This window comes from Microcoleus sp. PH2017_35_SFW_U_B (genome assembly GCF_020737865.1).
Classification (GTDB): domain Bacteria; phylum Cyanobacteriota; class Cyanobacteriia; order Cyanobacteriales; family Microcoleaceae; genus Microcoleus.
This window is the reverse complement of record NZ_JAEQDE010000135.1, coordinates 1-13370: the sequence shown is the minus strand read 5'-3', so window position 1 is coordinate 13370 and position 13370 is coordinate 1. Positions and strand designations below refer to the sequence as shown.

At 47.4% G+C, this 13370-nt stretch carries 7 protein-coding genes; 5 read left to right on the top strand and 2 right to left on the bottom strand.

The window, feature by feature from the left end; genetic code table 11:
- Positions 1 to 101: 101 nt before the first annotated feature.
- A complete protein-coding gene (locus JGK36_RS30625; protein ID WP_293185294.1) occupies positions 102 to 2135 on the bottom strand; it encodes an amylo-alpha-1,6-glucosidase in 2034 nt (677 codons plus the stop codon).
- A gap of 321 nt (positions 2136 to 2456) precedes the next feature.
- On the opposite strand from JGK36_RS30625, the gene treZ reads away from it, so the two are divergent.
- The 3 genes from treZ (at position 2457) to JGK36_RS30610 (ending at position 8137) form a co-directional block, all read left to right on the top strand.
- A complete protein-coding gene (treZ, locus tag JGK36_RS30620; protein ID WP_293185293.1) occupies positions 2457 to 4298 on the top strand; it encodes a malto-oligosyltrehalose trehalohydrolase in 1842 nt (613 codons plus the stop codon).
- A 116-nt stretch (positions 4299 to 4414) separates the two neighbouring features.
- Positions 4415 to 7207: a malto-oligosyltrehalose synthase gene (treY, locus tag JGK36_RS30615; RefSeq protein WP_293185296.1), complete on the top strand. Its 2793-nt coding sequence runs from the start codon at positions 4415 to 4417 to the stop codon at positions 7205 to 7207.
- 408 nt (positions 7208 to 7615) lie between these two features.
- The gene (locus tag JGK36_RS30610) at positions 7616 to 8137 is read left to right on the top strand and encodes a tetratricopeptide repeat protein (protein WP_293198991.1); all 522 of its coding nucleotides are present in this window, start codon (positions 7616 to 7618) and stop codon (positions 8135 to 8137) included.
- Between the two features lie 129 nt (positions 8138 to 8266).
- Here JGK36_RS30610 and JGK36_RS30605 read toward each other — a convergent pair whose 3' ends face one another.
- Positions 8267 to 8869, bottom strand: coding sequence for a hypothetical protein (locus tag JGK36_RS30605; protein ID WP_293198989.1), 603 nt, complete (start codon positions 8867 to 8869; stop codon positions 8267 to 8269).
- Between the two features lie 143 nt (positions 8870 to 9012).
- On the opposite strand from JGK36_RS30605, the gene JGK36_RS30600 reads away from it, so the two are divergent.
- Together JGK36_RS30600 and JGK36_RS30595 are read left to right on the top strand one after the other, a co-directional pair.
- Positions 9013 to 10572 (top strand): NAD(P)/FAD-dependent oxidoreductase, encoded by a 1560-nt coding sequence (locus JGK36_RS30600; protein WP_293198987.1) that lies wholly within the window; start codon positions 9013 to 9015, stop codon positions 10570 to 10572.
- A gap of 407 nt (positions 10573 to 10979) precedes the next feature.
- Positions 10980 to 12827, top strand: a complete 1848-nt coding sequence (locus tag JGK36_RS30595; protein WP_293198985.1) for an NFACT RNA binding domain-containing protein — start codon at positions 10980 to 10982, stop codon at positions 12825 to 12827.
- The last annotated feature ends 543 nt before the right edge of the window (positions 12828 to 13370 follow it).

The window sequence follows — 13370 nt, the reverse complement described above, 5'->3', positions numbered from 1 at the left end:
TATTAACAACTATAGATCCCTGACCCCGCGATCGAGAAACGGTTTGATTTGGCTACTATTTAACTGTCAACTGTCAACTGTCAACTGTCAACTGTCAACTGTCAACTGTCAACTGCCAACCAAGCCCGTAGCACCTCGGCCACAGTCCAAGCTTGAGCCGTGCAGCCCCGGGGCGAGTGGGGGGCGTCGCCCTCAAAAATTTCGCCGAGACTGCCAACTCCGCCAGCAGTTATATGATGTGCCATCGGTTCCAGGAATTGGAGAGCTTGTGCTGGGTCTTTGTATACGTGCAAGTGCGCCAAGACAAACGGGCCGATCAGCCAGCCCCAAGCTGTGCCTTGGTGATAGGCGCTGTCGCGCTGCAATTGGTCGCCCTCATAGGCGCCGCGATACTGCGGGTGTTGTGGGGATAGGCTCCGCAGGCCGTGGGAAGTGAGCAGCCCCTGAGCGCAGGCGTCCACGACGGCGCGGCGCTGTACGGGCGTGAGTAACGGTGTATAACGGGTTTCCTGGCGCTTGCCCTCGTACCCAGGAATCGAGTCCAGGGGCAGGGAAACGGCGAATATTTGGTTGGGCCGCAGGGAAATGTCGTGTCCGTCGGGGCCGTCGAGAACGTCGTAGCAGTAACTGGTTGAGTCGTTCCAGAAGCGATCGAATCCGGTGGCGGTACGATCGCCCAACTGCTGATATTCATTGTGAGGCTTGCCCAGTTTTCGAGCAAAACTTGCCATAGCTTGCACGGCATTGTACCAAAGCGCGCTAAGTTCGATCGGCTTACCAATCCGAGGAGTCACCACCCAATCGCCGATTTTCGCGTCCATCCAAGTCAGTTGCACGCCGCTTTCCCCCGCGTAGACTAAACCGTCGTCAGGATCGACGCGGATGTTATACCGAGTTCCGTTTACGTGCCAATCGACAATCTCACATAGTGTCGGCCAGAGTTCGCTCAAAAGTTCGTCGTCTCCGGTGCAGTCGCAGTAAGCGCGAACAGCCTCAAAGTACCACAGCGTCGCGTCTGCGGTGTTGTATTCCGGAGCGCCCCCGGCATCGGGGAAGCGGTTTGGCAGCATTCCGCGATCGACATACCGTGCAAATGTTCGCAAAATCGATCGGGCAATTTCCCACCGCCCGGTACAGATTGTGAGGCCGGGCAGGGCGATCGTCGTATCGCGCCCCCAGTCGCTGAACCAGGGATATCCGGCGATAATCGTTTTACCCTCGGGTTCCTTTGGTAGCGGGCGGTTGACGATAAATTGGTCGGCTGCTAGCACTAAGTGATTAATCCAGTCTGGAGATTCGCTGATTTTTGAGCAGTTTTGCAGCAGTTGTTGGTCATAAGTGTGGCGCACTTCTAAAGCTGTACCGCCGTTGAGTTCGGGATTTTTGTCGGTGCTGGCTATCAATGTGAGAGAACTTCCCGGTGCGATCGCAAAATGGAAAGTTGCCGCGTGCAGGTGATCTTCGCAGCAGTCCAACCCGCGCCGCTGTTCGGCTGCCAAATTAAATCCGTAGTGCCAATTGTATAAGGGCGTAGAAACTCGAAATTTAGCCTCTGGAGTAGCATCTGTCAGCAGGTACAGGGGTGCGGCTCCGTCAAAAGCCGTCACGCAAACCCCTTGTGTCAAAGTTTCCAGACTCACAGGCCAGTCGCCCGCACTTGTCATGTGGTGGTAGTCGCGGTGGTTGACTAAGGCTTTGACTGCGATCGCGATCGGTTGTGAGGCGCGGTGCAAGCGGTATTGAATATATGTTGTGTTAGCACCTTGCTGCATCCAAATCCGCTTTTCGAGGATAGCGTCGGCGAGGGCATACCTCCACACAGGCGTCGTACCTTCGAGGTGGAAGCTTTCGATGCAGTTGTAGCCGTGGGGTTCGATCGTACTGTCGGCCCAGCGGTTGGTATAAAGCGGGTAGGCGCGATCGGCATACACGGCCGTCTCGTCCAGCTTGGCGAGCATCAAAGTCCGTGCCAGCGGGGGTTTGAGGGCAGCCACCAGCAGCCCGTGATAGCGGCGGGTGAGGAGATTTGCGATCGTCCCGCTAGCGTAACCCCCGATTCCGTTTGTCACCAACCACTCGCGAGACTCCGCCGAGTCAAGATTGCAGCAGATTTCCCGTCCAAAAGCAATAACCATAGAATACACGCTCGCGCTGATTTGCTATCTACCTTTAGATATATTTTAGACCTTATATAAAAAACCAGAAATATTAACTCTTGCAGTTGACCAAGAATGGCGATCGCTAAGGGTGCAGATTCATGGTCTAATTTATACATAACGAACCGCTACTTTTGCCCCAGCGATAATTCTAACCGTTACTCTGTCTGGAGTTAGTTGTTTGTAATTTTAAGTAATATTACCATCTACACAGGCGCTCTCACCTTAAGAACACAGCATTTGATTGCGTCCCAAGGGCGATCGGACAACCAACCTATTTTATAAGGAGAACCACTCAAAGTGAAGATAGGAGCAAATTACCTCGGCAACAACCAATGTGAGTTTACAGTTTGGGCGCCCACAATCAAACAAATAGCAGTCCAAATTGTTTCCCCAGAACCACGCCAGATACCCATGCAACAATCCGCAGAAGGTTATTGGCAAACCACAGCTACAGACATCGCACCCGGAACCCTTTACACCTACCAACTCGAAGGAAAAACCGACCGACCCGACCCAGCCTCAAAATATCAACCCCAAGGCGTCCACACCCCATCCCAAGTAATAGATGAAAACGCCTTTGCTTGGAAAGACAAAAATTGGCAAGGCGTGCCGCTGTCGGAAATGATTATCTACGAACTGCACGTCGGCACATTCACCCAAGCCGGAACATTTGAAGCAATAATTCCCCAACTCAAAAAACTCACAGAATTGGGAATCAACGCCATCGAAATTATGCCAGTCGCCCAATTTCCCGGCGATCGAAACTGGGGATACGACGGCGTATATCCCTACGCCGTTCAAAACTCCTACGGCGGCCCCGAAGGCTTCAAAAAACTTATCAACGCCTGCCACGAACACGGCATCTCAGTAATACTCGATGTCGTTTACAACCACCTCGGCCCCGAAGGAAACTACCTCCGCGACTTCGGCCCCTACTTTACCTCAAAATACGGCTCGATTTGGGGAGACCCCCTCAACTTCGACGACGCCTACAGCGACGGCGTGCGGAACTACTTTATTCAAAATGCCCTCTACTGGTTTCGAGACTATCACATCGATGCTCTGAGATTAGATGCAATTCAAGCAATATTTGAAGTAGGTGCCAGACCATTTTTGCAAGAACTCTCCGACGCCACCGCCGAGATTTCCCAAGAAATCGGAAGGAAACTTTACTTAATCGCAGAAAGTGACTTAAACGATGTCCGCACAGTACGTCCCAAAGAACTCGGCGGTTTCGGATTAGACGCCCAGTGGTGCGACGATTTCCACCACGCACTGCACGCCTTGCTTACCGGAGAAAATGACCGCTACTACCAAGACTTTGGCAAGTGCGAACACCTAGAAAAATCCTTCAAAGAAAGCTTTGTTTACTCCGGCCAGTATGCACCTCACAGAAAGCGAAAACACGGCAATTCTGTCAAAGATGAACCGGGCGAGAAATTTCTGGTATTTTCCCAAACCCACGACCAAATCGGCAACCGGATTTTAGGAGACAGACTCTCGCAAATAGTTGACTTTGAAGCACTAAAACTTGCAGCAGCTACAGTTTTGATTTCTCCCTACATTCCTTTCTTGTTTATGGGAGAAGAGTACGGAGAAACAGCGCCGTTTTTCTACTTTGTTTCCCACTCAGATCCTGACTTAATTGAAGCGATTCGCAAGGACAAGCAACAAGAATTTAAAGCTTTTGAAGACAGAGGCGAATTTCAAGACCCCCAAAGTCCTGAGAGTTTCCAAAAGTGCAAGTTAAACTGGGAAAAATCAACAGCAGGAAAACACAAAATCCTCTGGGAATGGCACCAGCATTTGATTCAACTGCGGCGAACAATTCCCGCCCTGAAAAAACTCGACAAAAAAAATCTAGAAGTTTCCAGTATTGAAGCAGAAAAAATCTTGTTTCTTCGTCGGTGGACAGATAACAGCCAGATATTCTGCATCCTGAACTTCAACAAGCAAGAGGTCGCTGTTACGACCGCACTTCCCCAAGGCAATGGTCACAAAATTTTAGACTCTGCTGATGTAAAATGGATGGGTTCAGGTTCTAGCTTGCCGGAAAATATCAATTCTAAGCAAGAATTGAGTGTTAAACCGCATAGTTTTGCACTCTACCAATATAACCAATTAAACCAAGAGGGCTAAAGCCCAACAACGTACCCGATCTTTCAGAGAACCGCTATAACTCGCGTCCAGCCACTGTTTGCGTAATTTCTGTCAACTACCCGATCGACTAATCAATTAGGACTAAAATTAACATGATGAGAATTCCCACAACCACTTATCGGATTCAATTTCATGCAGGTTTTAACTTTGAAGCCGCCAAACAAATCCTCAGCTATCTCGAAGAATTAGGAATTACCGACCTTTACGCCTCACCGATATTCAAAGCCAAAAAAGGCAGCAGTCATGGATACGATGTGGTTGACTCAAATCAAATCAATCCTGAATTGGGAACATCAGAAAACTTTGAAGCCCTCACCTACGAAATCAAGAAACTGAACATGGGATGGCTGCAAGATATTGTTCCGAACCACATGGCTTACGACACTCAAAATTTGTTGCTGTTAGACGTATTAGAACACGGGCCGGATTCCGACTATTTCGATTACTTCGATATTGAATGGAATCACGCTTACGAACATCTCAGAGGTCGAGTGCTGGCTCCGCTGCTGGGCAATTTTTATGGCGAGTGTCTGGAAAATGGCGAGATTCAACTCAAATACAGCGAAATTGGGCTAACTATCAATTACTACAGCTTACAATTGCCTGTAAAAATTGAATCTTATGCTAGTTTTATCGGTCATAATTTGGGGCATTTAGGCAGGGAATTAGGCAGGCGCCATCCAGATTTTATCAAGTTTTTGGGAATTCTTTATCTAATTAAGAATACACCTTCTGAAGCTAAAGGTAAAGCCAGATACGATCAGATAGCTTTTGTCAAAGGGCTGCTGTGGGAACTCTACAATCAAAATCCCATCGTCCAGGAATTTATCGATGAAAATATCAATTTCTTTAACGGAGAAAAAGGCAATCCAGAAAGCTTTAATTTGTTAGATAGTTTACTCTCGGAGCAATTTTATCGTCTCTCTTTCTGGAAAGTGGGTGCCGAAGAAATCAACTACCGCAGGTTTTTTACTGTCAACGAACTGATTTCGGTAAAAGTTGAAGAGATTAAAGTTTTCCATAAAAACCACGCTCTGATATTCGACATGGTGGACGAGGGAAAGTTTACCGGATTGAGAATCGACCACATCGACGGACTGTACGACCCCACAGAATATTTGAAACGGCTCCGCGAGAGAGTTGGAGACACTTACATTACTGTGGAAAAGATTCTGGAACACGAGGAAGATTTGCCGTCCTATTGGCCGATTGAGGGAACCAGTGGATACGACTTTTTGAACTACGTAAACGGCGTTTTTTGTCGGTGCGATCGCGAACAGCAATTTAGCGAAATCTATCAGAGATTTACTCGATTAAATGTTCCTTACGAACAGTTGTTTTTAGATAAAAAAGGGCTGATTGTTGAGAAAAATTTGGCGGGAGATGTAGACAATCTGGCTCAGCTTTTGAAGAATATTTCCGGTCAATCCCGACAGGGAAATGACTTTACTCGTCCGGGTTTGGAAAAAGCGCTGGCTGCGGTTTTGACGATTTTTCCAGTGTACAGAACTTACATTAATCAAGACGGTTTGCGAGAGTCCGATCGCATTTACGTCAAATATGCGATCGCCCACGCCAAAGAATTAGTACCGCGACTCCTCAAAGAACTGAAATTTATCGAAACGCTGCTGTTGCTGGAAGAAGAAGAAACCCTCACAACCGAACAAAAAGAGGAGCGCAGGCACTTTGTCATGAAACTCCAGCAGTTGACAAGCCCCCTGATGGCCAAAGGCGTTGAAGACACGTTGCTATACGTCTACTATCGCTTTTTATCCCTCAACGAAGTCGGAGGAAACCCCAGTCACTTCGGCGTTTCGCTGGCGGATTTTCACGAGTTCAACAAGCAGCAGCAAGTAGCTTGGCCGCACAAAATGAATGCTACAGCTACCCACGATACCAAACGCGGCGAAGATGTGCGAGCGAGACTTAATGTTTTGTCAGAAATTCCTGAGGAATGGGAACAGCAAGTCAGGTCTTGGAGAGAGGTAAACTCATCTAAGAAAGTTAACTTTGTCAATCGCATGGTTCCCGATACCAATGACGAATACTTCTTGTACCAAACTCTGCTTGGCAGTTTTCCATTTGAGGAAATTGAAAACACTGATTATGTTACTCGCGTCAAAGATTATGCGATCAAAGCCGTCCGCGAAGCAAAAGTTTATACAGCTTGGCTGAGACCTGACAACGACTACGAAACTGGGTTTATGACCTTTATCGATAGCGTTCTCGAACCTTCAGAACAAAATCAGTTTTTCAAGAAATTTCTACCTTTCTGGAAAAAAGTAGCTGATTACGGAATTTTCAATTCTTTATCTCAAACGCTGCTAAAAATTACGGCACCTGGGGTTCCCGACATTTATCAAGGCACGGAATTTTGGGATTTAAGCCACGTCGATCCGGACAACCGCCGTCCAGTGGATTTCGATCGCCGAATCGAGGTTTTGCGGGAAATTAAACAGCAAGCTGAGACGGATATTTTGCAACTGGTTGAAGATTTGATTGCGACGCGGGAAGATGCTAGAATTAAGTTGTTTTTGACGGCAAGAGTCCTAGAAGCTAGAAAAAAATACTTGCAAGTTTTTCAATCTGGCGATTATCAACCACTGCACGCAGTTGGCACTTTTAAAGATAACGTGATTGCTTTTGCTCGCAGATTTGAAGATACTACTGTTATTGCGATCGCTCCTCGATACTTGACGGGAATTGTGAAACCGGAAGAAATGCCGATCGGCAAACAAGTCTGGAAAGATACTAATCTGGAATTGTCGGAGCAAATGCCGTCGGTTTGGAAGGATGCGATTACCAATCAGCCTGTTGAAAGTAACGGTAAGCTGGCCATTGGTGATGCTCTCAGCTACTTTCCCGCAGCTTTGTTGATTAGTCAGTAGTCAGTTGACAGTTGACAGTTGACAGTTGACAGTTGTCAGTTGACAGTTGACAGTTGACAGTTGACAGTTGTGCTGTTCCCGATCGCTAACGTTATTATTCAATACGGTTCAGTTAAGATTGTCCGAAGAGAGGAACGAAGCAAACAAGAGTGTCTATTTGTGATTGATTTTCCCTGTTATAGCCTTTCTCAAAGATATGAGGTATGACTGACAGCTTCTATAGCCGTTAGACTAAGAGGGCTGAAGCCCAACTACGTACCTCACCTTTCTCATAAAGGCTATATAATCTCTTATCTGAACTGTATTGCGTTATTATTCATTATGTCAGTAGTCATTAGGCGAATTGGTTGTTTATAGCGACGGCGATAGGTTGAGATCTGTCGCTGTCGGTCGTGAATTATAAAAAATATGAAACAAATTCTCAGCATTATTTTTGTTTTGAGTGCGTGTTTGAGTCCTCTGACTGTGCCGGTGATGGTGCAACCTAGTTGGGCACAAAGTCAAGATGCACAGAGTGAAGAACTTCTGAAACTGATAGAGGAAGCAGATCGACTGCAAAAGCAAGAAAAATACCAACAGGCGATCGAAATATGGCAGCAAATTTTAGCCACTGCACAAAAACTTAAAAATAGAGAACTTGAAGGCATAGCACTCAATGCTATTGGTCTTAATTACTACATTAGTTCTAGGCTGGAAGAAGCTTTGAAATACTTTAACGAAGCTTTGCCGATCGCCCGAGAAGTCGGCGATCGCTCTGAGGAAGCTGATATTTTGGATAGTATTGGTTCAGTATACCAGACTATGGGACAGCCGCCTGAAGCTTTGAAATACTATAACCAAGCTTTGGCAATTGCGCGACAAATAGGCGATCGCACGCTGGAAGCTAGTATTTTGGAGAATATCAAAGAAGTCAACAAAACCAATGAATAAGTCACAGTTCACCAAGAATAATGGGTTTAAATCCTCCTCCTTCGAGGGGGAAATAAAACAAAATTATTCACTGTTTCATTCCTCGGAGTTCTAGGTAGAGGTCGATCTCAAACTGTCAACTGTCAACTGTCAACTGTCAACTGTTGAAACTCTCCCCCACAAAGCCAATCCGCCGCCCCTTCCCCTCGCAGCAATTATCCCATCTTCTACCAGAAAATATGCAAAAAATGCCTGCTTCCCCACACTCAAGCTAAAAAATTCCGCCTCCCGCGCTTCACCGCCGCGAATAAATCCTTGATACAGGGTTTTACCCAACAATTTCACCCTAATTCTGGTAAAATCAAATGCTAAAATATTCTGATTACCCAAAAACTTGGTCGGCCCGGAAAGAGTTAGTTCGATCGCCCCAACGAGCACTGAATTCTCCACTCTGCCCGTTTCACTAGGCTTTTCGCCTTCAGCAACAGGTTCAACTGAGTAAGCAATTTGAATTTTCGCCACCCATTCGGGGATGTAACGTCCGGCGCCTAACACAATTCCCGCTTTTTGTCGAGTCTTTTTCGTGCCAGTTATAAAGCACAAGCGCCAATTACCGGTTAGTTGCTCGAAGGAATAGCGAGTTTTAGTTTTTTTGGCGTTTTTCTCCGCTTCTAAGAGGGCTGCGACTACGGCGGTGGAAGATGGTTTAGGATTGGATTTGGCGGCTTGCTCTAGAATTGATAGGTTTTCCATTTAACTAACAATAATATAGGAAGGTTCGTTTTCTATTGGATTTTTTTGAGGTAATGAACCGCAGAGGCCGCAGAGGGCGCAGAGGGAGAGGGAAAGAGAGGGGTTTGTAATAATATTAGGGGATGTAGGTAGCGGAGAACAACATGGTGACGATCGCCCCGACAGACACAGAAATCATTATCATCGGTAGCGGTATCGGTGGGTTGAGTTGCGGTGCAATGCTTGCCAGTTATGGCTTTGACGTGATTGTCTGCGAAAGTCATTCGATCGCGGGCGGGGCAGCCCACGGGTTCAAACGGGACGGATTTACCTTCGATTCCGGGCCGTCTTTGTACTCAGGATTATCCTACAGCCCCTCTGCGAATCCGCTGCGACAAGTTCTCGATGCGATCGGCGAAAAACTTCCCTGCATCACTTACGATACTTGGGGTTGCTGTTTGCCCGAAGGCGATTTCGACACCTCCGTAGGTGCGAGTCAATTTGGTGAAGTGCTTTTAAAACTGCGCGGTAGCGAAGCAGCAGCCGAATGGCAAAAACTCCAGCGGGTGATGGAACCCTACGCCAAAGCTGCCACAGCCTTACCCTCTATGGCTTTGCGCTTCGATTTGGGCGCTGTTTTCACCCTCGGCCAATTTGCACCGGCTTTCCTGCAAAGTGCTGGAGATGCGATCGCCCTTGCAGGCCCTTTCAGCCGGATTATGGACGCAAATGTCAAAGATCCGTTTGTGAAAAATTGGCTGAACCTGTTGTGTTTCCTGCTGTCTGGACTTCCCGCTGACGGCACGATCGCAGCCGAAGTCGCTTTCATGTTCGCCGACTGGTATCGCCCCAATGCCGTTTTGGACTATCCGATCGGCGGTAGTGGAGCCCTTGTCGATGCCCTGGTACGCGGTTTAGAGCGCCACGGAGGGCAGTTGCTGCTGAATTCCCACGTTGCAGAGGTTTTGGTGGAAAACAACCGGGCGGCGGGTGTGCGACTGCGATCGGGCAAAATTATTCGATCGCACAAAGCCGTCGTTTCCAACGCCTCGGTTTGGGATACGCTGAAACTTTTGCCGGAAAACTCTATCCCCAAACGGTTTCGCCAACAGCGACAGGCGACTCCCGAATGCGATAGTTTTATGCACTTACATCTGGGAATTGATGCTGCGGAAGTGCGATCGGACTTAGCCTGTCACTATATCTTCGTCAAGGACTGGGATCTGGGAGTTTCCGCGCCTCAAAACGTCGTCCTGGTCTCGATTCCCTCCCTCCTCGACCCCCACCTCGCACCGGACGGGAAACACGTCATTCACGCCTACACGCCCGGAAATGAGCCCTACGATTTATGGCAAAAGCTCGATCGCGCCAGCGAAGAATACAAACAGCAAAAGCAAGCGCGCGCCGAGGTGATGTGGGAAGCATTAGAGAGGATTATCCCCGATATTCGATCGCGCTGCGAAGTCACATTAGTTGGAACACCGCTAACCCACGAACGGTTTTTGCGGAGGAATCGGGGTTCCTACGGGCCGGGAATTCGCGCCGGTACAGGCTTGTTTCCAGGGCCGGGAACTCCTTTGGCGGGTCTGTTTTGCTGCGGAGATTCGACTTTTCCGGGTATCGGTTTGCCCGCTGTTGCTGCTAGCGGGGCGATCGCAGCTAATACGATCGCACCCCTGCACAAACATTTAGAAATGCTGCGGGATCTCGGTCTAAAATCTTAGACTTATTGCATGAAATTTTGAAAATAAAGATAGGTTCGTAGTGAGGACTTTAGTCCGCATCAAATCAGAGGACTAAAGTCCTCACTACGAACAAATAAAAATAGGTTCGTAGTGAAGACTTTAGTCCGCATCAAATCAGAGGACTAAAGTCCTCACTACGAACAAATAAAGATAGGTTCGTAGTGAGGAATTTAGTCCGCATCAAAATGAGAGGACTAAAGTCCTTACTACAAACCTATTTGTTGTGTCCTGTATTTTCCCAAATGCGATCGCACATTCTTGTGCCCGGATTTGCGATCGGCCGATTATCAAAAATTGGCACAAAACTTTGATACTATCGGTCAAATACGACCAACATCTGTCAGCATAGAAATACATAGCTCGATCGATCGCAAAAAGAGGCCACCGTGCAACCCGTAGACTTTACAACATTAACCGCAGCTTGCAGCGAACTGCGAACCCAATGGCTGCCAGCGCGCTTAGAACAAGTCTACCAGCGCGATCGATTCACAGTGTCCCTGGCCCTGCGAACCATGAACCAACGCGGCTGGATAGACATTTCATCCCATCCAGCAGCCGCCCGCATCTGCGTCGGCGACTCCCCGCCCCGAATTCCCGACACCTTCACCTTCAGCGAACAACTGCGACACCAACTCAGCGGTTTAGCCTTAGTTTCCATCGCCCCCGTGTCTCCTTGGGAAAGAGTCATCGACTTGCAATTCGCCAAACGCCCCGGCGAACACGCCCTCTGGCATCTCTACGCCGAAATCATGGGTAAGTACAGCAATGTTATCCTCACCGCCGAAGACAATCTCGTTGTCACCTGCGCCCACCAAGTCAGCGCCAAACAGTCCAGCGTGCGTCCCATCCAAACCGGGCAACCCTACGAATTGCCCCCGTCTTTGACGGATGCAGTGCCAAGTGCGATCGAATCTCTCGATCGCTGGAAAGAACGAATTAGCCTGGTTCCCGGGCAATTAAAGACCAATCTGTTGAAGAATTACCGAGGGTTGAGTAAAGTCTTAGTTGTATCGATGATTCGATCGGCAAATCTCGACCCCGAACAATCCACAGACAGCCTAAATCCCCACCAATGGCAGCAACTATTTCATCGCTGGCTGTACTGGTTGCAATGTCTAGAAAACTCCAAATTTCAACCAAGTTTTACCCCCGAAGGCTACAGCGTCATCGACTGGCCAAAACCAGACGAAAAAGAAACAAATCCCGAAAACAAATCTAATTCCCCTCTTCCTTCTTCCTTCTATTCAGAAGCTGAATCTGCCAACGAATCTAACTCCACTCTTCCTTCTTCCTTCTTGCCTCTTCCTTCTTCCTTCTCTTCCGTTCAACAATTACTCAACAGTTACTACACAGGCGAAATCAACCAACAAGTATTTGCCCAACTGCGGCATCAACTAAACCAAAAACTCAACAACGTCCTAGCAAAACTGCGCCTCAAAGCCAACACATTTAAAGAACGCTTGCAGCAATCAGCAGATGCAGACACTCACAAATCCCAAGCCGACTTGTTAATGGCAAACTTGCAGCATTGGAAACCGGGAATGAAATCAATTTCTCTCCCAGACTTTGAAACCGAAAAACCAGTAATTATTCCACTAAACGTGGAAAAAAACGCCGTTCAAAACGCTCAAGCAATTTACAAAAAACACCAAAAACTTAAAAGAGCTCGCATTGCAGTAGAACCGTTGTTAGCAGCAGTACAAGAAGAAATCGACTATTTAGAACAAGTCGAAGCCGCACTTTCGGTATTAGAAGCCTACCGCAACACCCAAGATTTGCAAACCCTCGCCGAAATCCGCGAAGAACTGATTCAGCAAAAATATCTAGTTGTATCAGATTACCGTGGCAGTGACAAAAATGCTGCGATCGAATTTCACCGCTACCAAACCCCCAGCGGCTTTGAACTATTAATCGGGCGCAACAACCGCCAAAACGACCAACTCACCTTTCGTACAGCCAACGACTACGATTTATGGTTTCACACCCTAGAGATTCCCGGAAGTCACGCCTTGCTGCGCCTCACACCCGGTACAGTTGCTGAAGAAACCGATTTGCAATTTGCGGCAGACATGACTGCATACTACAGTCGCGCCCGCCACAGCGAACAAGTTCCGGTGGTTTATACAGAACCGAAATATGTGTACAAGCCGAAGGGTGCGAAGCCTGGTATGGTTGTGTACAAGCAAGAGCGAATTGTCTGGGGTCGGCCGCAGCAAGCCCCGGCAGGTTCGTAGTGAGGATTTCACTCCGCATCCAATAACAGAGGACTGAAGTCCGAACGATCAAACATAAAAATCTGTCTCCAATGTAACGTTTTATTGCAAAAAATAAATTTTCTTGCTAAAATACCGCTGAAGAGGGATGATATTGCTCTTGTAACCCGCTGCAAAGAAACGTGCAACTTGGGTTTCCTCACTGTGAGAAAAACACTGTGGGAAAAAACACAACGGATTTAACTTTTTGTGCAGACCAGCTTTTGCTAAAGCTGGTCGTTTCTGTTTAAACTTAGAACTACAAGACGACTTATTCCATAAATCTTTGCTGGATCCGGCAACCGCAGATGTCAGGCAGATGAACACGGATTAACGCAGATGCTTTTTAAGAGAGGAAAGTAGACCTCTTGCAAAATAATTTTATGATATAATGGAAAGTTTTGCTTTACTGGATTGAATCCCAATTCTTAACTTATGTTTACTTTTGCCTTACTAGAAACAGGATAAGATACTAGAAACTTATATTGGTTGTTACACAATCAGTAAATCATGAAAAATCAATCT

Coding starts and splice junctions, on each gene's coding strand:
- treY (WP_293185296.1), top strand. CDS start 4,415: ATGAGAATTCCCACAACCACTTATCGGATTCAATTTCATGCAGGTTTT.
- JGK36_RS30600 (WP_293198987.1), top strand. CDS start 9,013: ATGGTGACGATCGCCCCGACAGACACAGAAATCATTATCATCGGTAGC.
- JGK36_RS30625 (WP_293185294.1), bottom strand. CDS start 2,135: ATGGTTATTGCTTTTGGACGGGAAATCTGCTGCAATCTTGACTCGGCG.
- JGK36_RS30610 (WP_293198991.1), top strand. CDS start 7,616: ATGAAACAAATTCTCAGCATTATTTTTGTTTTGAGTGCGTGTTTGAGT.
- JGK36_RS30605 (WP_293198989.1), bottom strand. CDS start 8,869: ATGGAAAACCTATCAATTCTAGAGCAAGCCGCCAAATCCAATCCTAAA.